The organism is Gemmatimonas sp. (assembly GCF_027531815.1).
Taxonomy (GTDB): Bacteria; Gemmatimonadota; Gemmatimonadetes; order Gemmatimonadales; family Gemmatimonadaceae; genus Gemmatimonas.
On record NZ_JAPZSK010000010.1, the window covers coordinates 227909 to 250110 of the forward strand.

The window sequence follows — 22202 nt, forward strand, 5'->3', positions numbered from 1 at the left end:
TCTTTGTGAAGATTTTCACAAGCTCTCGCGCTCCTACGTGAAACGCATCGCCGAATCAACCGTCCGCCGGCTCTCGATGTACCTCCGATATCTGGAGGATCTGGATACGCGCGGCCAGCAAACTGCGTCCAGCGACGAACTGGCTCACCTGTGCGGCACCACGCCGGCGCAGGTGCGCAAGGATCTGTCGTTCTTCGGGTCGTTCGGCAAGCGCGGCCTTGGCTACCCCGTGCATGAGCTCACGGCCCACCTGCGGGAGATTCTGGGGCTGCAGCGAGAGTGGCGGGTGCTCATTATCGGCGCCGGCAAGATCGGCGCGGCGCTCGCCAATTACCGCGGCTTCCGTCAGCGTGGATTCACCGTGAGCGGGGTCTATGACAACGACCCGGCCAAAGTGGGACAGCCGTGGGGAGAATCCATCGTGCGCCCCATGGACGCGCTTGAAGAAGACCTGGCCCGCCTCGATGCCCCCATTGCCGTCCTGGCAATCCCGGCCGAGGGCGCGCAAGCCGTTGTCGATCGGCTGGTGGCCGCTGGCGTCCGCGCCATTCTCAACTTTGCGCCGGCGCAGATCACCGTGCCAGCGCACGTGAACCTCAAGAGCGTGAACATGGCGATGGAGTTGGAAGGCCTCTCGTTCGCGCTCTCCAACCCCGGCTACCTCGACGAAGGTGCGGCCTGATCAGCCGTTGCTGGCCGCTGACGCGGCCAGCGCCTGAACCAGCGCCGAAAACTGGGCGGGGCCAAGGGTTTCCGGGCGCGCCGCCGGATCAAGCCCCGCCGCGTGCACGACCGCAAGCGCCCGCTCAGCGTCGAGCGCCCCCACGGTCCGAACCACGCGAAGCAGCTGCTTGCGCCGCAGGCCGAATGCCGCGAGCACAAAACTGCGATACCGCGCTTCCATTTGACGCGGGACAACCACGGCGTCGTTCGGCGTCACCCGCACCACGGCACTGTCCACGGCCGGCGGTGGATTGAACGACCCCGGCGGCACTTTGCGCAGCAGTTCGACTTGGACAAAGGCCTGCAGGTTGGCACTCAGCGCACCATAGATCTTGTCACCGGGCGGGGCGGCCATGCGGTCGGCCACCTCCTTCTGAACAAGGTAAACCGCGACGTCGGGACGAGGTAACGCCAACGCATGGAATATGATAGGGGTGGTAATGTAATACGGAACATTACCTGCAAGCACGAAGGGCCCACCGGCGACTTCGCCGAGATTCGTTGCGAGGACATCACCTTCGATGATTTCCACATTGGCCCGCCCGCTGTACCGGGCACGCAGGTGCTGCACGAGATCCCGGTCCACCTCGATTGCCACGAGACGGCCGGCCCGCTCCACGAGACGGTCGGTGAGCGCGCCTCGGCCGGGACCGATCTCGACCACCGTGCGCTGGGACACATCGCCGAGCGCGTCGGCAATGGCGTCGAGCACCCTTGTATCGTGCAGGAAATGCTGTCCGAATCGCTTCCGGGGCGCGGGCAGCTGCGAGGGCGGACGCGGTGTGGCGCCGGGCCCTCGTGGTCGACGCCCCCCGCCTGAGGTCGGGCGGCTCACGCCCGCCTCACGGGCGATCCACCACGACTACCGTACAGTCATCGCGCAGCGGTGTGTGGCCCACGTGGGTCTCCAGATGGGTGAATACGCGTGAGAGGATGTCGTCCGGGGTCGCCTCCCGCGGCACTTGGACAAGCGTCGCCAGCACCGCCTCCTCCGTGAGTCGGTCCCCCGCCTCGTTGCGCGCGTCGACTACCCCGTCGGTGAAGAACACCAGCCGGTTCCCCGGCTTCCAGGTCATGACGCTCTCTTCAATGGTATCCTCGCACCAGCCCAACGGCGGCGTGACCGCCCCCAGCCTGGTGCATGTCCCGTCGGCGCTCATGGCGAACGCATGGGGGTGGCCGGCGTTGGCGTAGCGCAATTCACCCGCTCGGGTGTCGATGACCGCATAGCACATGGAGATGGACATCTCGGTACTCTCCAGCTCATCCCGCAGGCTGCGCTGCACCGCCTCGAGAGCAATCGAGGGATCGAACGCGGCCTGCATATGAATGCCGGCGGCACTGAGGGCCAGCGCCATGATGAGAGCCGACTGGTAGCCATGCCCCGAGACATCGCCGATCAGCACCCCCGTGCGCGCCTGGTCGAGACGCGCCAGCAGGAAGAAATCGCCGCCGACGCTCTCCGCCGCGACTACGCGGGCCGCGGCCCGAGCCTCGGGGAGCACCACGCGTGGATTTGGCAAGAGCTTGAGCTGCAACTCGTTGGCCAGCTTCATCTCACGCGCCATCTGCTGTCGCTCCACGGCTGCGCGCACCAGCGATACGTTGTGCATGGCCGTGCCCAGCTGCGTGCCCACGGCAACCGCCAGCTTGCGGTCACCGGCGGTGAACGGCGCCCCGTGATCGCGTCCGCCCAGTACGAGGACGCCCAGCGGAATGGTGCCGCCTTCGTTCCCGCGCCGTGTCGGCACGGCGAAGGTCCCGGTGATGCCCACGCCGGTGCTGGGGCGTGTAATCGCGACCGCCAGCAACGGCGCGCCCTGCCCAGCCAGGATCGGATCGCCGGCGGCGGCCGCCAGCCCGTCTTCGGTGCAAGCGCTGCCAGACCGGAAGGCACGGACCGCAATGTGCTCCGGATGATCGAGGGGCACCGGCGCATACGAACGATCGCCCAGGCCCATGGTGGCAATGGGAACGAGCGCCCCCAGTTGCCGATCGGTCTGCAGGAAGACCGCCCGCCTAGCCCCCACCGTGGTGGCCAGTTCGACCAGCAGGGTGTCGGCGATCGTCTCGACGGAGGTCGAGCTCCCGAGCAACTCGCCAATGGCGTACAGCAGATTGATCTCTTCGTACCGCTCAACGAGCTCGCGCGTAGCGCCATCGCGCTCACGCGTGAGGCGCCGCACCACGGGTAGAAGACGTCCGAGCAGGCGATCGGCGTCGGCCGCGTGCCCCGGCTCAACGAAGAGCCATCCGACACTGTCGCCAGTGGTCACCAACTGCGCGTGCAGCGCGTGGGAGCGCGCCCACGTGGCGACATCCCAGGCGGTGGCGCCGGCTACCGTGCGTTGACCAAATGCCGCGGACGAGGCGCCAAGCAGAGAGGGCGTCACGGATCCCTCGCGGCGCTCCCAGATGGCGGCCTCTCGCCCGGTGGCCTCGCGGAATGCGGCCAGGAGGGCGGCGACCTCTGTCATGTACGGCGCAGGACCAGGCGAACGCGATGTCCGGCGTCGAGGCGATGATTCTCGACCAGATCCATGAGCTGGCGCATGAGAAACAGCCCCCGTCCGTCCTCCCGATCGAGCCACCCCTCGTCATCCGGGGTGCGTGCAACGAGCTCGAAGTCGAACCCGTCACCCTCATCCGTCACGTCAACCACCAACTCGTCGGCAACCAGCGCGACCACCACGAGTACCTGTCGCTCCTCCATGCCGGCATTCCCCCGCATCATGGCATTGGCCAGCACTTCGGTTACGGCGACCGGTACGTTGAGCCGACAGTGCCGCGGCGAGAACCCGGCGTCGTGGCACATGGCGACGATCGCCTCCACCACCGGCCCGATGTGGCCGAGCTCGGACGTGAGCGTCCACTGCCGCATCATGCGCGCCCCTCCCCCACTGCGGACCGGCGAAGCCGAGGCCGTGGCTGGATCGTGACGCCGCTCATGCCGGATACCGGTGCTGCGGTGAGGTGCGCGCGTCGCCACTGACCTCAGCGGCCCCCGAGTGCGTCAGCCAGCGTGGCGTACAGCGGAAAGAGGGCGTCGAGCCGCGTGAGTTCGAAGAGCGTCCGGAGGTCTTCGTTGAGCCCGACCAGCCGCAGGTCACCACCGCCTTCCCGCAGTCGGCGGCTCAGGGAAACGAGCGCACCGAGCCCCGAGCTATCGATGTAGCCGGAATGGCTGAAGTCCACCACCACCAGGCGAGCCCCCTGATCCGCGGCATCGAGGACGGCCTGCTTGAACTCCTGCCGGTTCGTCACGACGAGCTGACCCTCCACCGTGACCACCACGGTGTCGTCTGTACGAGAAAGTGCGAAGCTCATGCCTGGCTCGGGAGTGAGGGACTACGGAGTTACGGCGGCCTGCAGGGCCGTCACCGCCGCCACATGCACAATGTCGTCGGCTGTCGCCCCCCGAGACAAGTCACTGCACGGTTTGGCGAGTCCCTGCAGGATGGGGCCGATGGCAATGCCATGGCCCAGTCGCTGCGTGAGCTTGTAGGCGATATTGCCGGCATCGAGGGAGGGGAAGACCAGCACATTGGCCACCCCCGCGGCCGGTTCTCCGGATGCCTTGCGGCGAGCCAGTTCCGGGATGAGCGCGGCATCGACCTGCAACTCACCGGAAACGACGAGTTCCGGCGCCTCCGCGCGCACGATCGCCACCGCTTCCCGCACCTTGCTTACCGACGGACCGTCGGCGCTCCCCATGGTGCTGTAGGACAGGAACGCGACGCGGGGTTCGTCGCCTACGATGCGCCGACGATCGGCTGCCGCCGCCAACGCAATGTCGGCCAATTGCCGCGCCGTTGGGTCGGGGACCACGGCACAATCGGTATACGTGAGGACTTCGCCCTCGTTCCCGCGAAACGGCGGTACACACAGGTAGAAGGCGGACGACACGGTTCTCACGCCGCGGGCCGCACCGATGGTCCACAGGGCGGCGCGCAGAACGTCAGCCGTGGTGTGTACCGCACCAGCCACACAGCCATCAGCTTCGCCGAGTGCCACGAGACAGTCGGCGAAGTAGAGTGGGTCACGGGCCAGCCGTTCGGCATCCTCCCGCATCAGACCGCGGCTGCCGCGCCGCGCCAGCAGGTGTTCCACCACCGCCGCTCCTCGCGGATCCTCCAGCGGATCCACGATGACGGCACCGGCCGGAACGACGCCTGTCGGGGCGTCGCCTCGGCGAACCAGCACCGGCGTGACACTCCCCAACTGGTGCAGCCGATGGACCGCCGATGCCGTGCGCGGATCCGTGGCTTCCGGGAACAGAATGGTCCGACGCGCTGGCGCCGCCCGCCGATGCAGTGACGCCAGAAAGTCACTCGCCGCATGGGTCGGCGCGGCAGACTCCGCTCGATCGCTCATGCCACCGGACCACTGGGCGACGGCGGGGCTGCTTGCCCGAATCCCTGTTCACGATAGCGCGTCACAAGCGCCTGCCCCACGATCGGATGTACCAATCCCGAGACGTCGCCACCGAACTTGGCCACTTCCCGCACCATGCTCGAGCTGATGTACGTGGTGTCGAGCGACGGGGTCATGAAGACGGTCTCGAGGTCGGGATAGAGGTGCCGATTCATGAGGGCAATCTGAAACTCGTACTCGAAGTCGCTGACCGCGCGCAGCCCTCGCACATTGACGCGCGCACCCACCTCCCGGGCGAACTCGACGAGCAAGCCCCTGAACGACCGCACCTGGATGCGCGGATCGCCATTGGTGCACTCGTGGATGAAGGCCATGCGCTCGTCAACCGTGAAGAGCGGTTGCTTGTTCATGTTGTTGGCGACCGCCACGATGAGGTGATCGGCGAACGTCAGCGTTCGCTTGATCAGATCTTCGTGCCCGTGGGTGACCGGATCGAAGGAGCCGGCGTACAGCGCGACGAGCGGGCCGCGCGGACGATCGCGGTCGGCCGGAACGGCCGTGTCGAGGTTCACGAGTCGAGGCGGAAAAAGGTCAGGGCGGTTGTCCCATATCGTCGGGTCTCTCCCATGGTCGGAAGTGCCACCGATGACGAATGTTCAACAGCGAACACGGCAGCGAAAGGGACGGCGAGCCATTGCTCGGCCAGTCGGCGGGCCGTGTCGCTGGCGTACGGTGGGTCGGCGAACGCCACGTCGTAGCTGCCCGGGCGCAGATGTTCAACGAAATGAACCGCTTCGCCCCGGTGGATGACGGCACCGCTGTGCCCGCCCAACGCGTCGAGGTTTGCCTGAAGCACCTTGAGGGCACGTGGCGCCTGCTCGACGAAATCGCAGTGTGCCGCCCCCCTCGAGAGGCTCTCGAGCCCAAGGGCGCCGCTTCCGGAACACAGGTCGAGGACCCGCGCGTCGGGCAGCAGCGGATGCACCATGCTCATCCACGCTTCGCGCACCCGGTCCGCTGTGGGACGCACCAGATCTCCGGGGGGGGCCGCGAGACGACGCCCCTTCCAGCGGCCGGCAATGATGCGCATGCCGCCTATTCTCCTGGATGGCGAACGTCCGCCACGCGCAGTTGGAGCCGCGACACGCCGCGATATTCATCGCGCTCGAGCTTGAAGACCAGATCGAAGGCCCGGGCGACATCGAAGCCGCCCGCTCGCTCGGCCATGCCCCACCCCACCGCTTCCAGGTCACCGCGCCGGGATTCGACGAGGAACTTGAGTCCGTCGCTGCCGATCTTGCGCGGTGCGCAGGCGAGTCGCGCGCCCGTGGCACGAAAGACCGGGGCCGGGTTGCCCACACCGAACGGTTCGAAGTGACGGAGCAGCTTCTCGAGATCCTCGCCAATGTCATCGAGCGGTACGTCGAGGTCCACGCGCAACACCGGGACGAGATCGTCGACGGTGAGCTGCCGCTTCGCCACTTCATCGAATCGCTCGACGAACGCCGGCAACTGCCTCGCGTCCATGGTCAGGCCGGCCGCTGCCCGGTGCCCGCCGTAGCGCTGAAACAGATCGGCGCACTCGCCGAGGGCCGCGTGCAGATCGAAAGCGCTGATGGAGCGCCCGGAGCCCTTCCCCACCCCGTGCTCGACCGCCACGAGGACCGCCGGTCGTGCCGTCTGCTCCACAATGCGCGAGGCCACGATCCCGATGACCCCCGCATGCCAGCCCTCCCGATGGAGGACATGCGCAAACCGGTCGCGCGCCACCGGCTGCTCGACCTGACGCAGGGCGTCGTCGAGTACCGCCCGATCGAGTTCCTGGCGCGCGCGATTGAGCTCTTCCAGTTCGCGCGCGATCGCGTTGGCTTCGTCCTCGCGCTCGGCCAGCAACAGACGCAGCCCGAGCTTGGCATCGGCAATGCGCCCCGCAGCGTTGAGCCGCGGCGCCAGCACGAAGCCGACGCGCCCGGCGGTGAGCGCCTTGCCTTCGAGCCCTGACGACCGGATGAGCGCCCGCAACCCGGGGTGGGTGGTCTCGGCCAGCAGCTTCAACCCGTAGCGCACGAGCACGCGATTCTCACCGCGCAGGGGAGCCACGTCGGCAATCGTTGCGAGCGCCACCAGATCGAGCTGACGGTGCGCCAGTGACACAGGCACGCCCAGCGTCTCGCAGAGCGCCAATGCCAGCTTGAAGGCAACGCCCACTGCCGCGAGATCCTTGTCGCTCGACGCGCAGGCAGGGTGACGCGGGTTGCACACCGCATACGCCGGCGGCATACCGTGTCCCGGGAGGTGGTGATCGGTGACGATGACATCCACCCCGCCGCGCATCAGGTCGTCCACGGCGCCATGCGCGCTCGTGCCGCAGTCGCAGGTCACGACCAGCGTCGCCCTCGCTGCCCGCGCGGCGGCCACGCCAGCCGCGCCCAGGTCATATCCGTCGGTCAGGCGATTGGGCACGAAGGGCACCACGTGGCGGGCACCGCATCCGCGCAGCACGCGAGTAAGCAGCGCCGTCGACGACATCCCGTCCACGTCGTAATCGCCGTGCACGAAGATGACCTCCTGTCGGCGTACCGCGTCGGCCATGCGCGCCACGGCGCGCGCGGCATCGTGCAAGACCCCGGGCGCTTCGACATGGTCGAGTCGCGGGCGCAGGAACCGCTTCGCCGCGTCAGGGGCCGCATATCCGCGCGCGGCAAGCAGCCGACACACGTCGGCAGGCAGCAGGAGTTCCTGCTGCAGCCGAGCGACGGTGTCGGGTGCGGGAGCCGCAACAGGCACCCAGCGGGCCGCCGGGCGCAACGGCGCCACGCCCGGCGACGAGGCGGTGACCTTGGCCAAGGCGCTCACGGACGCGCCGAGTGATGGGGGAGCAGACACACTGGCAATCTACGCCGACGCTCGAGCGAGGGGCAGGAGCGAGAGGCGGGAGCGCGGCGGGGATTCGCGCGCAGCGCTCAGGCGCTGGCGCGCTGGTACAGCAACACGCCGCACTCTTCGCAGGGTTCGATCACCGTACCGGTGGACATGATCGCACGGCGCTGCAGGGGAATGGCCGTGTCGCACGCACTGCAGCAATTCTCGCGAACCTCGATCAGTGCGGCCGCGCGGCGTCGTGCCGCGACCCGTTCATACTTGGCCAGCAGGCCCACCGTCACCGCGGATGTGGCGAGCTGTCGGCGGGCGCGCTCGGTAGCGAGTTCGGCATCGATGCTGGCACGCTGGCGCTCCAACTCGTCGCGCGCGGCTCCCTGATCAACACTGACTTGCGCCAGTACTTCGCGATGCGCCGACAGGGCGGTGCGCAGATCGGTTACCCGGCGCGCCATCGTGAGTGCCTCGCTCTCGCCATCGGTCAGTGCCCGACGCGTGGCCTCCACGCGCGCCGCCGCCGTCGTGGCATCCTGCAGTCGTTCCGCCGCCGCCAGCTCCGCCGCGGCACGCTCGTGCAGCGTTCGTGTTTCGGCCAGACGCCGATCGAGCAGGCGCTGACGGGTCAGTTCGCGTTCGAGCGCCGCCTCCGTGCGCGCGACCTCTTCGACCGCCCGCTTCTGCGTCGCGTCCAGCAAGGTCAGCCGAGGCGCAAGGGCATCGCGCCGGGCTTCAATGTCGCGGATCCTGTCATCATGGGCCTGCACCGCGAGCAGCGCCTCGAGATCACCGTGCACCACGGGTCACGTCCCCCCAGCTTTCGGCCGACCACGCGGGGAGCGCATCGGCATCAGTCGTCGAATCTCCGCTTCCAGCTCCAGCCGTTCCCGCATCAACGTGTCGTGCTCCTCGCGGGTGGCCCCGCGCATGGCCACACGCAATTCATCGACCCGCCGTTCCAGCACGCGCACGTCGAGCTTGGAGAGACTGAGACCGATGTCGGCGGCGACGACATCGAAGGCGCCTGCCTCTGTGAGTTCACGCAAGACCCGCAAGGTCTCCGAGGTCAGGCGTTCCGCGACTTGTTCGAGGTCGTCTTCCAGCGGCGCGTGCAGCAGCGCGTCGAACAGTTCACGGTACGCCAGATCACGGAAGGTGTCGGGGGGATGCCGCTCCGCGACACGTTCGGCCACGCCGCGCTCGACCATCATGGCGCGCACCAGCGCCCGTTCAACCGGCTCGTCGCGTCGTGGGCGCGGCGGCACGGTGGTGGCCTGCCATTCCGGTCCCTGCTTGTATCCTCGCCGGCGCGGGGTCCATGCAGGGCGCTGTTCGGCCGGCGGAGGCGGCAACGGTGCCGGCTCATCCTCACGCCCGCCCCCCGCCCACACCTCGTCACCCGGCGGCCCCTGGCGCAGGGACTCGTCGGCGCCTTCCCCCCACGCCGCCCCACCAACCGGTCGACCCGCATGACGACGCCCCCCCGCGTCCGGCAGCGCATCGGCCTCGGCCGACAGCGTTCCCTTGTCGACGTGCGTGACGTCGGCCAGACGCGCCAGGTACATGTCCCGCGTGAGCGGTTCCTTCGCGGCCCGGATCGTGGGGAGCAACTTGTCGATGGCCGTTCGGCGATGTCGCAGATCGGTAAACCACCCGCGGCGCTCGAGCAGCTGCACCTGCCGATCGAACAGGTCGATGGCATTGCCCAACTGCGCCTCCATCCCCGCCCGGCCGTGCTCGTGCACGAAGCTGTCGGGGTCCTCCCCGTCCGGCAGACTGACGACCTGAACAGACGCTCGCGCCCGCAGCAGCTCCAACCCCGAGCGAAAGGTGGCCTTCTGGCCGGCCTCGTCACTGTCGTACAGGAGGAACACGTTCGCGGTGTACCGGGTGAGCAGTTGCGCCTGCTCTTCGGTGAGCGCCGTTCCGAGCGGGGCCACCACCTCTTCCAGGCCTGCCAGCGACAGGCGGATAGCGTCGAGATACCCTTCGACCACGATGGCCCGCGAGACCCGGCGCATGGCCTGCTTCGCCGTGTGCAGCCCGTACAGCGTGCGGCGCTTCTGAAAGACCGGCGACTCCGGGCTGTTGAGATACTTCGGCTGCTCGTCGCCCATGGCGCGGCCGCCGAAGCCGACATAGCGGCCGAGTTCGTCCTGTATGGGAAACATCACGCGCCCGCGAAAGCGGATGCGTGGTTCCCCCTCCCCCTCCCGATGCACGAGGATGCCACACTCCAGCTGGCGCGCGTCATCCACCCCGAGCGCGTGCAGGTGACGGCGAAGCGCCTGCGGATCACGCGGGGCAAACCCCAATCCGAAACGATGCCAGGCGTGCGGGTCGAGGGCGCGGGACTCGAGGTACTCGCGCGCGGCACGCCCAGTCTGCTCGTCCCGCAGCTGCCCCTGGAACCATTCCGCCGCCGCGGCGAGCGCCTCGTAGTTGGGCGCGTTCGGATCGGGCGCCTGCGCCCGACGCGGGGTGTCGACGACCTCGATCCCCACCTTCTCACCGATGTACTTCACGGCGGACGGCCAGTCGAGACCGAGACGCTTGCGGATGAAGGTGAACACGTCACCGCTTTCGTGGCAGACGAAGCAGTGATAGCTGCTGTGCGACGGGGAGACGGAGAAGTTGGCGTTCTTCCCCTGGTGAAAGGGACAGGGCCCGCGCCACGTCCCTCCCGAACGCTTGAGGGGGACGAACTCGCCAATCACCTCGACGATGTCCGCCGCCTGACGCACCCGTTCCACAGTTTCGTCAGCGATCACGAGTCCCACGCCCCCCATGCGCCTGGTGCATACCCGAATCAACCGGCTCTACGCCAGCTCCGCCACCGTGACGCCGTCCCCGCCTTCGTTCCAGGCCCCAAGGCGGAAGCCGGTGACGCGGGTGTCCTTCTTGAGCATTTCGCCGACACGCGCGCGGAGCGCCCCGGTGCCCTTGCCGTGGATGATGCGGAGTTCGCGCAGGTCATTTCGGATGGCCGCATCAAGGGCCTGCAGCACCTGATCGTCCACCTCGTCCACGCGCAGCCCGCGCACATCGACCTCGCGCACCGGTTCGACCTCCGCGATGTCCCCCAATGCCAGCTTGAACGTGGCCACTGGTGCGGCCTTCGTCCGTGTCAGCGCCGAGAGGGGTACGGTCAGCGACAGCGACCCCACGGTCACGCGGGCTTCGTCTCCGCGAACAGAAACGATGCGCCCGGCCTTGTCCCCGAGCGTCGAGACCAGGACATGATCCCCTGCGGCCAGCGGGCGTGATGGTGCGGACCGGGCGACCGGAACCGGAGCCGCCCCCGACTTGCGCGCTTCGGCACGCGCGCGTCCGCGCGCCGCGCGCTGCTCAGCCGCCTCGAGCGCGTGGCTCTGGGCAGCGGCCGCCTCCTCAATGGCGCGCCGCGTGGTGCGTGCCGCATCGTCGAAATCTGCCGCGGCGTTGGCGGCACGTGCCCGGATCTCCGCAATGGCGCGCTCCACCTGTCCGCGCGCGTCGAGCAGGTAGCGTCGCGCTTCCTGGCGCGCCTTCCGCTCCGCGTCACGCTCCTGCTCGCGAACCTTCTGCTCGCGATCGCTCACCGCGGCCATGCGTGCCCGCGCCTTCTCGTTCTCGCGCTGCACGAGCTGCTCACGCTCGCCCAGCAGCGCCTCACGCGCTTCGACATCGGCGAGGAGCACCGCCAGGTCGCGCTCACCCTGCGGCAACCGTTCTTCGGCACGCGCGATGACCGCTTCGGGCAGCTGCAGACGGCGCGCAATGCTCAGCCCGTAACTGCGTCCGGGGATACCCTTGAGCAGACGGTAGGTTGGCGCCAGCTGGACCGCATCGAATTGCAGCGACGCGTTGACCACGCCTGCCACATCGGAGGCGAGCAGCTTGAGCTGGCCGAGGTGCGTGGTGGCCATTGTGAGCGTGCCGCGCCGCGTCAGCGTCTCGAGAATGGCACCGCCGAGGGCGGCACCTTCCGCGGGATCGGTCCCCGAGCCCAGCTCGTCGATGAGCACGAGCGATGCCGGGGTGGCCGACTGGAGGATCTCCGCGAGGTTCTTGAGGTGGGCGCTGAAGGTGGAGAGGCTGGCCTCGATGCTCTGCTCGTCGCCCACGTCGGCCAGCACATTGTCGAACACCGGCAGCCGACTCATGGCACCAACGGGGGCCGGTACACCGGCCTGTGCCATCATGCACACCAGCCCGGTGGCCTTGAGCAGCACCGTTTTGCCGCCCGTGTTGGGGCCCGACACCAGCAGGGTGCGCTCGTCGGGGTGCAAGGTGAGGTCGAAGGGCACGACGGGGACGCCCTTGGCGAGCAGCAAGGGATGCCGCCCGTCGACGATACACACCCCCTCGGCGGGGGCGCCGAAGGCGGGAGGAGCGCAGTTGGCGTCGAGGCTGTAACGCGCCCGCGCATAGAGGCTGTCGAGGGCGACCAGTGCATCGAAGGCCGCACCGATCGCCTCGTGATAGGGGTGCAGTGCCTCGGTGAGGTCGCGCAGCACGCGCTCCACCTCGCGTTGCTCCTCGATCTCGAGTTCACGCACCCGATTCCCGAATTCCACGGCCACCGGGGGCTCGACGAAGATCGTCGCACCCGTGCCCGAACTGTCGTGCACGATGCCGCCCACGTATCCCTTGGCCTCGCGTCGCATGGGAATGACCCAGCGGCCGTTGCGCATGGTGATGGAGAGGTCGCTGACCTGATGATGCGTCTCGAGCTTGCCCATCTCGCGTTCGAGCAGCCGCACGAGTTCGCCCTCGGCCTGCCGCAGCTCACGGCGGACGCGGCGGAGGGCCGGTGAGGCGTCATCGCGCACGGTGCCATCGTCACTGATGGCGCGCGCAATGGCCTCTTCCTGCGCCCGCAGGTCGATGAGGGCTTGCGCGTAGTTCGTGAGGTAGGCCAGCACGATGGCCGGCCGGCGCGGGTCGCGCAGCATTTCCCGCATGCGCCGCGACGAGCGCAACAGGGTGGCCCCCTGCAGCAGTTCGAGGGCGGTCCACGTGAGCCCCGCAATGCGCAGTCGCTTGAGCGCCTCGCCGAGGTCGGGGATGCTCTCCGTGGGCCACCCAAGCTCCGACACCAGGAGGGCGCGCACCGCGTTCACCCGCGCGTGCTCGGCCTCGATCCATTCGCGGTCGGTGCGCGGAACCAGTGCCCGCACCGCCGCCGCCCCGGGGGCCGACGATGCCCGTCCGGCCACGTACGCCAAAAGGCGAGGAAACTCGAGAATGCCGAGCGCGTGCGCGTTCATGAAGTCCGGCTGGCGAGCCGGCTCGTGCCGGCGTTAAGAGCGCGCGAGCTCCTCGCGCACCACGGCGTTGATGACACTGCCATCAACGCGCCCTTTGAAGGCGGGCATGACGCGGGCCATGACCGCACCCACGTTGGCGGCGCCAGCGGCAATGGCCTGCTGCACGGCCGCCCGGATTTCGGCGGGGTCGACCTGCGCGGGCAGGTAGACCTCGAGCAGCGTGACCTCCTGCTGCTCCTTGTCACGCAAATCGGTGCGACCCGCCCTGGCATAGAGCTCGACGGATTCACGCCGTTTCTTGATTCCCTTGCGGATGACGTCGATGACATCATCGTCGGTGGCGCCCCGGCGCAGCTCGATCTCGCGATTTCTGACCTCGGACACGATCATGCCAAGCAGCATCACGCGATCCTTCTGCTGTTCCCGCCGGGCGGCCGCCTGATCTCCCTGCAGCTGCGCCAGCAGCCTACCGCCACTGGCGTCCACGGGACTGCTCACCCGTTCCGGGTGCGGCGATTCTTACGGACAGCCGCGTTCATCTTGCGCTTGCGGCGCTCCGACGGCTTCTCGTAATGACGATGCTTGCGCAGGTCGGACAGGATGCCGGCCTTTTCGCACTTCTTCTTGAAGCGCTTGAGCGCACGCTCGAAGTTTTCGTCCTCGTGGATGATGACTTCCGACAAACTGAACCTCGGTTGTGATCGCGACAGCGTCGCGACGTGTGCAGGAATGAGAAAATCGGCCCTTTTCGGGCCAGCCTCTAATGCTAGACGCCCCGGCTTCCACGGTCAAGCGCACAACCGGGAGGACTTGTCGGCGCAGCAGATGGTGAGGGGGCGCCCCACTTCCCGGGGCCACAGGGGATCCCGCCAATCACCCGGGCGGCCAGCCGAGCGCACGCCCACCCAGCACATGCAGGTGCAAGTGTCCAACCGATTGCCCCCCATCGCGCCCCACGTTGGTGACGACACGATAGCCCGAGTCGACGACCCCCTCACGGCGGGCCACTTCCGCGGCCAAGGCCATCGTGTCCCCCAGCAGTGCGGCGTCGGAGGCGGCCGCCAGCGAGTCCACGTGCGCCCGCGGAATGACCAACACATGCACCGGTGCCTGCGGATGCAGGTCCCGGAAGGCCACGGCGAGCTCGTTTTCGGCCACAATCGTCGCCGGCAGAGTACCCGCCGCTATACGACAGAACAGACACGAGTCGGTCACGTCCCCTCCAGAGGTTCGGGCTGAGTTTCCGCAAACGATGACGGTGCCGTACCGAACACCATGCGCGCCGCCGCCAACGCGGCCACGGCCGCCGTTTCGAAGCGCAGGATGGTCGGGCCAACGCTGACCGGACGGAAACCGGCCCCGGCTAGCAGCGCCAGTTCGTCACGCTCGAGCCCGCCCTCGGGGCCGACCGCGATGACGAGCGGGTGCGTCAGCGATGCCGATGCGTTTCCAACAAATGGCGCGCCGTCGGGATCCAGCACCACCCGGTCGCCGGGGGGCGCGGCGAGCAGCGCCCGCTCCAGATTGGCCTCGGGAAAAGGCTGCGGCAGCCAGGCGCCCTCCGACTGCGCCAGCGCGCCTTCCATGCGGGCACGGACCTTTCCCTGGAAGCCGACCCCTTCTCCCCGCGGAGAGACGCTGCGCGAGCGCCGCCACAGGACCGGACGCCAACTCGTCGCCCCCAGTTCGGCGGCTTTCTCCGCCAGCCACAGCATGCGATCCCGATCGGCAACCGGCACCAGCAAGTGCACCGGCGGCAGCGGCTCGACGCGCTGCGCCGACGCGACTTCAATGTGCGCCGTGCTCTTGGTGACCTGGACGACGATCCCCTCCCCGACCAGTCCCTGCCCGTCGCGCACCCCAACCAGGGCCCCCGGCCCCAGCCGCAGCACGCGCAAATGACGCACGGCGGCCTCGTCGAGTGCCACCATGCTCCCGGCACCGAAGGCGCTCGCGGTAACGAACTGCGGCCGTCCGGCGGCTACGCCAGTGCGATCGAGACCGACCACCAGATGTCCTCCGCATCATCGTCCAGCAGGCGCCACCCGTGAGCCGCCAGCACCTGCTGCATCGTCTCGCGTTCCTCGAGCAGAATGCCGCTGAGAATGGCTGTGCCGCCGGGGCGGAGGGCGGCCGCGATCGCCGGCAGCAGCTCGATGAGCACCGATGAAATGATGTTGGCAAGCACCAGATCGACCGGCGCCACCAGCGGCAGCAGTACCCCGGCGTCGGCTTCGAACACATGGACCCGATCGCTCACGCCATTGCGCGCCACGTTCCGCTCGGCGTCGGGGATGGCGTCGGCGTCGAGCTCAATGGCATACACCCGCCCGGCACCCAGTTTCGCCGCGGCTATCGACAGCACGGCGCTCCCGGCCCCCAGGTCGGCCACCACAGCGCCCGGCGTCAACTGACGCGGCAGCAGCCGCACGACGCCCCGCGTGGTGGCATGCTCCCCCGTTCCGAAGGCCATACCGGGCTCGATGACGATCGATGTGCGCGGATCGAGCTCCGCACTGAGCCACGGTGGTGCCACCGTCAGCGCGCCCAGCTGGTGGGAGGTAATGCGCGCCTTCCAGGCTTCCGTCCAGTCGATGTCAGGAACCGGCGAGGTTTCCAGCACGGCCAGTTCGTCCGCTTCCGTCACCGCCCGGTGTACGGCCTCGAGATCGGTCCCGGGCGGAAAGTGCGTGACCAACGATGGCCCATCTTCGTGCACCCCCTGGGCCCCGACGGCGAAGAGCGCTCCAAGACAGGCCGCACGCGCGCCAGGGTCCCTGGCCGGAACCACCCGTACGCTGATCCAGCGTCCGGCAGCGGAAGCCGACGAATGATCAGGCACCAAGCACTTCCTTCATTTTCGACCAGAACCCCTTCTCCCGCCGTTCGGGTGCCTGGCCCTGCATGCTGGCCAGACGCTCGATCAGCTGCTTCTCGTCTCCCTCAACCGACTGCGGTGTCCAAAGCTGCACCTTGACGTGCAGGTCGCCCGTTCCCGACGCGTTCACCCGCGGCAAGCCGCGTCCGCGGAGGTGAAACACCGCGCCGCTCTGGGTGCCCGGCGGCACGCGCAGCGACAGGTCGCCGGTGACACCCGGCACCTTCAACTCGGCGCCGAACACCAGCTGCGGATACGTCACCAATGCTTCGCAGAACAGATCTTCGCCGTCGCGTTCGAAGCGCTCGTCATCCTCGACCTCGAACACCACCAACACGTCACCGCGGGTGCCACCGCGCGGGCCAACATTTCCCGTCCCCCGTAGCGTCATGTATTGTCCGGTGGCCACCCCGGGCGGAACCGTGATCTTGAGCGTGCGCTCCGCACGGACGCGTCCTTCTCCGCGGCACTTCTTGCACGGATTAGACACCACAACGCCCTCACCGGCGCAGGTGGGACACGGTGCCACCGAGACGAACTGCCCGAAGAAAGAGCGTTGTGCACGCCGCACCTCTCCCGCGCCGCCGCAGGTACCGCAGGTGGTAGGCTTGCTGCCCGCCTCGGAGCCGGAGCCTTCGCACGGTTCGCAGACTTCAAGCACCTTGAGCGTCACCGTCTTCTCGACGCCCGTTGCCACTTCAGGGAGCGTCAACGGCAATGCCAGCTTGACATCCTGACCGCTGCGCGGGCCGGAGCGCCTGCCACCAGCGGCCGCGCCGAACAGATCGCCAAAGCCGCCGAAGTCGCGCATGAAGATGTTCAGCGCTTCGGACAGGTCCACGTGCTGGTAGGCAGACTGGGCTCCGCCCCCCCGAAGCCCCGCCTCACCGTACCGGTCGTAGGCGGCGCGCTTTTGCGCGTCCCGGAGGATGTCGTAAGCCTCCGTGATGCTCTTGAACTTCTCTTCGGCCTCCTTCGAACCGCCATTGCGATCGGGATGCCACTGCATCGCCAGCCGGCGATACGCCTTCTTGATGTCGTCGTCGGATGCGTCGCGCGGTACGCCGAGGACCGCGTAGAAATCAGCCATGATGGTGTCGAGCGAGTGCTGCGAAAACCCGGCACGACGCCAGGGGGGCGGCGCCGGGACAAAGCGCGGAGCGGGCACCGCGACCGGAGCCGCGGCTCCCGTACGACGCCCGATCGGCAGACAGAATCCGGATAACCTAACCCAGCCGGGGCACCGATAGGTCCCGGCAGCCTGTCCCGGCGCCGGGAGCCCTCCTAGCAGAGCAGATTCGAGACCAGGCGGGAGGTGTGGTCGACCAGCGCGATGACCTTGTCGTACGGCATGCGCGTGGGACCGATGACCCCAATCACTCCGCTCAGCGACCCGGCGTTGTATTCGGCGGTCACGACCGTGAAAGGCTCCAGGCGCGGGTCGCCGTGCTCGTTGCCAATGGTGATGGAGATGCCTGGCCCCCCTCCGCGCGTCTCGAGCAACCGCCCGAGCTGCTGGCGGGTCTCGGTGAGCTCGATCAACTGACGCAATCGCTCGCCACTGGCGAATTCCGGCTTGTCCGCCAGGAGCGACGGCTGCCCAAGCACCACCGTATCAAGGGGATCCGCCGCGGCCCGCCCGAAGACCTGCTCTCCCTCCTGCACAAAAATGTTGAGCAGCTCGGCCGCCTGCGGGGTAGTCGCCACGTCACGCAGTCGCGAGGCAAGCGAGGTGCGGACCTGGTCGAGCGTCAGGCCGGCCAGTCGCTCGTTGAGCACGATCGTGACCCCGATGAGCGCTTCGTCGGCAATGATGCCGGGCACCTCGACGAAGATGGTCCGCACGGCCCCGCCACTGAGACTGAGCACCATGAGGAGGCGATCAGACGAGACGCGCACCAGCTCCACCTGACGCAGGGCCGCGCGATCGAGACGCGGGCCAAGGGCGACTCCCAACTCCTGGGTAAGCACACCGAGAGACTGCGCCGCCCGACGCAGGATGTTCTCGATCGCCGAGCCCCCGCCCTGAATGTCCTCAGCGAGCCGCCGACGCTCGTCTCCCGTCAACGGGTCCACCCGCATGAGCGAGTCCACGTACGTCCGGTAGGCCTTGTCGGTGGGAATACGGCCGGCGGAGGTATGAGGGTGAAAGAGGAAGCCCTTCTCCTCGAGATCACTCATGGTGTTGCGAATGGTCGCCGGGGAAATCCCCAGTCCGAAGCGACGCGACAGGGTGCGCGACCCGGCAGGTTCCGCCGTGGCCACGTAGCTGTGAATCACCGCCTCCAGGACCTGCCGCTCCCGCTCGGAGAGCTCACTGCTGTGCGCCATCTCGCATCCCTTGGATCGTTGCCCCATCGCGAGGCGTGTGGAGCGAAGCCTACGAAGCGCTTCGAAACGCTGTCAAGTCGGCGGCGAGAGCGTCGAGACGCATCCACCCCTCCGGCGCGCACACGAGGCGTGCCCCACCCCGATCAGTATGCACCTCAACCCACCCGGCCTCGACCCAGGTGGCCACGTGACGCTGCTCGGCCACACTGATGGACAACCCATCGATGGTCCGCAACCCGAGGTACACCGCCTCGGCAATGCGGTTCTCGTCCGTGAGCCGTTCCTCGCCACCCACCGGGTCGTCGAGTTGGGAGACGGTACGTTCCCACGCGGTGAACGCGTCGATATTCCACCGGCGAACCGCCCCGTCGTATCCGTGCGCCGAGGGCCCCAGCCCGAGGTAGGGCACCCCGCTCCAGTAGGCGCTATTGTGCTGCGCCCGGTGCCCGGAGCGCGCGAAGTTGGACACCTCGTAATGCTCATAGCCCGCGCGCTCGAGTTCCTCGTGCGCGGTGCGGAATTCCTGTTCGTAGCGCTCTTCCGTTGCTTCCTGTTCCTGCCCCCGCTCGTGCCAGCGGCCCAAGGGGGTGTGCGGTTCCACGGTCAGCCCGTAGAGCGAGACATGTTCCGGCTCGAGGGCCAGAAGCTGCTGCAGGTCGGCACGCCAATCACGAGCAAGGCGATCGGGGGTGGCAAAAATGAGATCCAGCGATACCGAACCGATCCCCCCGGCCCGCGCGGCCTCGACGGCCCGGCGCGCCACGGCGGCGTCGTGGACCCGGTGCATCCACGACAGGACCAGGTCATCGAAGCTCTGGACGCCTATGCTGAGGCGATTGATGCCTGCCGCCCGCCACTGCCGTACCGCATCGGCGGTAACGTCCTCCGGGTTGGCCTCGAGCGTGATTTCCGCGTCTTCGCGCCAGCGTACGTGCGTGCGCAGTGCCTCCATCGTGGCGCGTACGCCCTCGGGGCCAAGCCGCGAGGGGGTCCCGCCGCCGAGATACACCGTACGCAGCGTACCCGCATGATCCCCGACCTGACGGATCTCGCACTCGCGCGCAATGGAGCGCGCGTACTGCTGCCACGGGACCTCGCGTCGCACGGCAATGGAAAAGTCGCAGTAGCTGCACCGCCGCGCGCAGAACGGGACGTGCAGATACAGATGCTCGTAGCGCCCACGCGCGGCATGCCGCGACGTCATGCGACCCCGGGCGACGGGCGCACCTGCCCGGCCGCGTCGAAGCACACGAGCCCGTCGATCTCGAGCATCGCGAGGACGACCGACACCTGGCGCAACGACAGGCCGGTGTCACGGGCGATGGTCATCGCATCGCCGGCCCCCCGGGTGAGCGCGTGCCAGCAGAGCGCCGCGTCGCCATCGAGGGTCAGCCCCACGCTCGGCGTCGCGGCCAAATTGAGCAAGGCTAGCACGTCGTCGGGAGCCAGAATGGGCTCCGCGTGTTCGCTGCGCAGCAGACGATTGCACCCGCGCCCGCTCACACTGTCGATGTTGTGCGGGACGACGGCGAGCGTACGCCCCAGTTCACGGGCATACCGCGCCGTGTTGAGCGCCCCACTGCTTTCGGGCGCCTCGACCACCACCGTCACGTCGGCGAGAGCCGCAATGAGCCGGTTCCGCAGCGGGAAGGCACCGCCATGACCGGCATCCCCGGGACCGAACTCACTCATGATCAAGCCGTCGCGTGCGATGCGCTCCTGCAACGCCCGATGTTGCCGCGGGTAGTACTGGTCGATTCCCGTCCCCAGTACCGCCACCGTCCGGCCATCGGCATCGAGGGCGCCAACGTGCGCCGCCCCGTCGATGCCGCGCGCCAAGCCACTCACCACACAGACGCCCGCGCGGGCGCAGGCCACAGCAATGGCACGCGCCACGCGCTCCCCGTACGGCGTGCTTCGCCGCGTCCCCACGATGGCCACTGCGGGCGGTTCCGCCGTGACGAGGGTCCCGCGCACCCAGAGCTGACTCGGCGGCGACGCAAGCTCCCGCAGGCGCCCCGGATAGTCCCGCTGCTCCGGCGCGAGGCAGCGTGCGTCGTCAGGGGAGGAGCTGGGCATCCTGCTCCGGCTTGAGCGCCTCGGCGCGCATGGCCAGTAGCTGCCGCCACCAACCGTCGAGCATCGTGTCGAGCCCCATGCGCCCCGCCCCACTGATCGCGTACCGGCCGAAGGCTCCCTCCGCCTCGATGTCCGGAATGTAGTGCTCCCCCAGCAGATCGAGCTTGGAGAAGACCACGCAGAAGGGCTTGTTGGCCAACTCCTCCGAGTACGCCGCAATCTCGTGGCGCAGCTGGTCGAACTCGGCCTGCCAGTCCATGGCATCGATGGGAATCAGGAACGCCAGCAGACGTGTACGCTCGATGTGCCGGAGAAACTGCAACCCGAGGCCCTTGCCTTCGTGCGCGCCTTCGATGATGCCGGGGATGTCGGCCACAACGAAACTGCGGTGGTCGCTCAACGGCACGACCCCGAGATTGGGCGACAGCGTGGTAAAGGGATAGTCAGCGATCTTGGGGCGGGCGGCGGAAATGACCGAAAGCAGTGTGCTCTTGCCGGCGTTCGGCTGCCCAACAAGCCCCACGTCGGCGATGAGCTTGAGCTCGAACTCGAGCCGACGCACCTGCCCCTCCTCCCCTGGCTGCCACTCACGGGGTGACTGGTGCGTCGCGGTGACGAAAAAGGCATTGCCCTTCCCGCCGCGACCTCCCTTGGCCACGAGGAGCGTGTCGCCGTGCTCCATGACCTCGCCAATGAGTTCGCTGCCGTCGGCATCCCGTATCACCGTGCCCGGCGGGACCGGCAGGATCACATCCTCCCCGGAACGCCCCGTACGGTTGGAGCCTTCCCCGTGCTGGCCACGCTCCGCCTTCCACGCATCGCGATAGGTGTAATCGAGGAGCGTGGTGAGGTTGCGGTCGGCGCGCACGATGACGTCACCCCCACGACCGCCATCGCCGCCGTCCGGCCCTCCCATGGGCACGTACTTCTCCCGCCGGAACGAAGTTTGTCCGGAGCCGCCGGTTCCGGCCTCCACCTTTACAAGTACGCGATCGACGAACATGAGACGTCCTGGACTGACGGTATGTGAATCACTTGCCAAGCACGCGTGCCCACAACCCGTGGTACCGGCGCACGTCTTCGGCATCGAGCAGCGGCGACACAACCTGCAGCGCCGCGGTCACCGTTGCCTCCGACGCGCCCGCGTGGAGCGCCCCGTGGAGGTGCGAGTGCAACTGACGATCCTGCCTGGCGATGGCACACGCGGCCACCACGCACAACTCGCGGCGCGCCAGATCGAGCGGCGCGCGCGACAACACTTTCCCGTACCCTTCCTCGACCATCCATCGATCCAGCGCCGGATGCAGATCGTGAATGTTCACCCGCAACCGGTCGTAGAAGCGCCCGTACACGGTCGCGCACGTCGCCTCACCCTGGCGCTGCCGTTCGGAGGAATCATCGATGGCAAACGTATCCCGTTCGGGTGCCGCGACGCCGCTGATGCGACGCCACTCCCGTGCGGCGTTGAGGGCGCGCGGAAAGCCCGCGAACAGGTACGTCTGCAAAATGAGCTCTTCCACCCAGACCGCGCGCACCGTCCCGACTGCCTGCGCGAGTGCGGCGCGAACCTGAGCTTCGCTCCCGCCGGCCAGCACGGCGGCGAGGTACACCAGCGCCGCCGTCTCGTCGTCGAGTGAGTCCAGCATAACCGACTCGTCGGATGGTTGTATCATCGATTTCCTGCCGGG

Annotated in this window: 23 protein-coding genes; 1 reads left to right on the forward strand and 22 read right to left on the reverse strand. The window is 68.1% G+C overall.

What is annotated here, in order from left to right; all coding sequences use genetic code 11:
• Positions 1-37 precede the first annotated feature (37 nt).
• Complete coding sequence (locus tag O9271_RS13655; RefSeq protein ID WP_298270685.1) at positions 38-682, forward strand: redox-sensing transcriptional repressor Rex; 645 nt, start codon at positions 38-40, stop codon at positions 680-682.
• Here the strand turns inward: O9271_RS13655 and rsmA are convergent, their stop codons facing one another.
• From rsmA to O9271_RS13765, 22 genes are all read right to left on the reverse strand, one after another.
• On the reverse strand, positions 683-1558 hold the full coding sequence (gene rsmA / locus O9271_RS13660) for a 16S rRNA (adenine(1518)-N(6)/adenine(1519)-N(6))-dimethyltransferase RsmA (protein ID WP_298270687.1): 876 nt from the start codon (positions 1556-1558) through the stop codon (positions 683-685).
• A 7-nt stretch (positions 1559-1565) separates the two neighbouring features.
• Positions 1566-3200, reverse strand: a complete 1635-nt coding sequence (locus O9271_RS13665; RefSeq protein ID WP_298270690.1) for a SpoIIE family protein phosphatase — start codon at positions 3198-3200, stop codon at positions 1566-1568.
• Complete coding sequence (locus O9271_RS13670; protein WP_298270693.1) at positions 3197-3607, reverse strand: ATP-binding protein; 411 nt, start codon at positions 3605-3607, stop codon at positions 3197-3199. Before O9271_RS13670 ends, O9271_RS13665 begins: the two co-directional genes overlap by 4 nt.
• A 110-nt stretch (positions 3608-3717) precedes the next feature.
• The gene (locus tag O9271_RS13675) at positions 3718-4050 is read right to left on the reverse strand and encodes an STAS domain-containing protein (protein WP_298270696.1); all 333 of its coding nucleotides are present in this window, start codon (positions 4048-4050) and stop codon (positions 3718-3720) included.
• A gap of 21 nt (positions 4051-4071) precedes the next feature.
• Complete coding sequence (locus O9271_RS13680) at positions 4072-5097, reverse strand: phosphate acyltransferase (protein WP_298270699.1); 1026 nt, start codon at positions 5095-5097, stop codon at positions 4072-4074.
• Positions 5094-5669: a pantetheine-phosphate adenylyltransferase gene (gene coaD, locus O9271_RS13685; RefSeq protein WP_298270702.1), complete on the reverse strand. Its 576-nt coding sequence runs from the start codon at positions 5667-5669 to the stop codon at positions 5094-5096. Before coaD ends, O9271_RS13680 begins: the two co-directional genes overlap by 4 nt.
• Positions 5666-6187, reverse strand: coding sequence for a 16S rRNA (guanine(966)-N(2))-methyltransferase RsmD (gene rsmD, locus O9271_RS13690; protein ID WP_298270713.1), 522 nt, complete (start codon positions 6185-6187; stop codon positions 5666-5668). Before rsmD ends, coaD begins: the two co-directional genes overlap by 4 nt.
• Positions 6188-6192: 5 nt before the next feature.
• On the reverse strand, positions 6193-7983 hold the full coding sequence (gene recJ, locus O9271_RS13695) for a single-stranded-DNA-specific exonuclease RecJ (protein WP_298270715.1): 1791 nt from the start codon (positions 7981-7983) through the stop codon (positions 6193-6195).
• Positions 7984-8060: 77 nt separating this feature from the next.
• Positions 8061-8774 carry a hypothetical protein gene (locus O9271_RS13700; RefSeq protein WP_298270717.1) on the reverse strand — a complete coding sequence of 238 codons (714 nt, stop codon included), beginning with the start codon at positions 8772-8774 and terminating at the stop codon, positions 8061-8063.
• A gap of 3 nt (positions 8775-8777) precedes the next feature.
• Positions 8778-10745 (reverse strand): DNA primase, encoded by a 1968-nt coding sequence (dnaG, locus tag O9271_RS13705; RefSeq protein ID WP_298270719.1) that lies wholly within the window; start codon positions 10743-10745, stop codon positions 8778-8780.
• A gap of 48 nt (positions 10746-10793) precedes the next feature.
• Positions 10794-13226, reverse strand: coding sequence for an endonuclease MutS2 (locus O9271_RS13710; RefSeq protein WP_298270721.1), 2433 nt, complete (start codon positions 13224-13226; stop codon positions 10794-10796).
• Positions 13227-13259: 33 nt separating this feature from the next.
• Positions 13260-13724, reverse strand: coding sequence for a GatB/YqeY domain-containing protein (locus O9271_RS13715; protein WP_298270723.1), 465 nt, complete (start codon positions 13722-13724; stop codon positions 13260-13262).
• Positions 13721-13909 carry a 30S ribosomal protein S21 gene (gene rpsU / locus O9271_RS13720; protein WP_026850684.1) on the reverse strand — a complete coding sequence of 63 codons (189 nt, stop codon included), beginning with the start codon at positions 13907-13909 and terminating at the stop codon, positions 13721-13723. The genes O9271_RS13715 and rpsU overlap by 4 nt, the downstream gene beginning before the upstream one ends.
• Positions 13910-14099: 190 nt before the next feature.
• Positions 14100-14441, reverse strand: a complete 342-nt coding sequence (locus O9271_RS13725; RefSeq protein ID WP_298270724.1) for a histidine triad nucleotide-binding protein — start codon at positions 14439-14441, stop codon at positions 14100-14102.
• Positions 14438-15235, reverse strand: a complete 798-nt coding sequence (locus O9271_RS13730) for an RsmE family RNA methyltransferase (protein WP_298270726.1) — start codon at positions 15233-15235, stop codon at positions 14438-14440. Before O9271_RS13730 ends, O9271_RS13725 begins: the two co-directional genes overlap by 4 nt.
• On the reverse strand, positions 15208-16068 hold the full coding sequence (locus O9271_RS13735; protein WP_298270728.1) for a 50S ribosomal protein L11 methyltransferase: 861 nt from the start codon (positions 16066-16068) through the stop codon (positions 15208-15210). The genes O9271_RS13730 and O9271_RS13735 overlap by 28 nt, the downstream gene beginning before the upstream one ends.
• Positions 16061-17194 (reverse strand): molecular chaperone DnaJ, encoded by a 1134-nt coding sequence (dnaJ, locus tag O9271_RS13740; protein ID WP_298270729.1) that lies wholly within the window; start codon positions 17192-17194, stop codon positions 16061-16063. Before dnaJ ends, O9271_RS13735 begins: the two co-directional genes overlap by 8 nt.
• Positions 17195-17388: 194 nt before the next feature.
• The gene (gene hrcA / locus O9271_RS13745; RefSeq protein WP_298270731.1) at positions 17389-18435 is read right to left on the reverse strand and encodes a heat-inducible transcriptional repressor HrcA; all 1047 of its coding nucleotides are present in this window, start codon (positions 18433-18435) and stop codon (positions 17389-17391) included.
• 49 nt (positions 18436-18484) lie between these two features.
• Complete coding sequence (hemW, locus tag O9271_RS13750; RefSeq protein ID WP_298270733.1) at positions 18485-19639, reverse strand: radical SAM family heme chaperone HemW; 1155 nt, start codon at positions 19637-19639, stop codon at positions 18485-18487.
• On the reverse strand, positions 19636-20514 hold the full coding sequence (gene dprA, locus O9271_RS13755) for a DNA-processing protein DprA (RefSeq protein WP_298270735.1): 879 nt from the start codon (positions 20512-20514) through the stop codon (positions 19636-19638). Before dprA ends, hemW begins: the two co-directional genes overlap by 4 nt.
• Positions 20495-21517, reverse strand: coding sequence for a GTPase ObgE (gene obgE, locus O9271_RS13760; RefSeq protein WP_298270737.1), 1023 nt, complete (start codon positions 21515-21517; stop codon positions 20495-20497). The genes dprA and obgE overlap by 20 nt, the downstream gene beginning before the upstream one ends.
• A gap of 28 nt (positions 21518-21545) precedes the next feature.
• Complete coding sequence (locus O9271_RS13765) at positions 21546-22160, reverse strand: carboxymuconolactone decarboxylase family protein (RefSeq protein WP_298270740.1); 615 nt, start codon at positions 22158-22160, stop codon at positions 21546-21548.
• Positions 22161-22202: the final 42 nt, after the last annotated feature.

Bases quoted from the DNA above. Each gene is read 5' to 3' on its own strand.
- O9271_RS13665 (WP_298270690.1), bottom strand. From the start codon at position 3,200: ATGACAGAGGTCGCCGCCCTCCTGGCCGCATTCCGCGAGGCCACCGGG.
- O9271_RS13670 (WP_298270693.1), bottom strand. From the start codon at position 3,607: ATGATGCGGCAGTGGACGCTCACGTCCGAGCTCGGCCACATCGGGCCG.
- O9271_RS13675 (WP_298270696.1), bottom strand. From the start codon at position 4,050: ATGAGCTTCGCACTTTCTCGTACAGACGACACCGTGGTGGTCACGGTG.
- O9271_RS13680 (WP_298270699.1), bottom strand. From the start codon at position 5,097: ATGAGCGATCGAGCGGAGTCTGCCGCGCCGACCCATGCGGCGAGTGAC.
- rsmD (WP_298270713.1), bottom strand. From the start codon at position 6,187: ATGCGCATCATTGCCGGCCGCTGGAAGGGGCGTCGTCTCGCGGCCCCC.
- O9271_RS13710 (WP_298270721.1), bottom strand. From the start codon at position 13,226: ATGAACGCGCACGCGCTCGGCATTCTCGAGTTTCCTCGCCTTTTGGCG.
- dnaJ (WP_298270729.1), bottom strand. From the start codon at position 17,194: ATGGCTGATTTCTACGCGGTCCTCGGCGTACCGCGCGACGCATCCGAC.
- hrcA (WP_298270731.1), bottom strand. From the start codon at position 18,435: ATGGCGCACAGCAGTGAGCTCTCCGAGCGGGAGCGGCAGGTCCTGGAG.
- hemW (WP_298270733.1), bottom strand. From the start codon at position 19,639: ATGACGTCGCGGCATGCCGCGCGTGGGCGCTACGAGCATCTGTATCTG.
- dprA (WP_298270735.1), bottom strand. From the start codon at position 20,514: ATGCCCAGCTCCTCCCCTGACGACGCACGCTGCCTCGCGCCGGAGCAG.
- obgE (WP_298270737.1), bottom strand. From the start codon at position 21,517: ATGTTCGTCGATCGCGTACTTGTAAAGGTGGAGGCCGGAACCGGCGGC.
- O9271_RS13765 (WP_298270740.1), bottom strand. From the start codon at position 22,160: ATGCTGGACTCACTCGACGACGAGACGGCGGCGCTGGTGTACCTCGCC.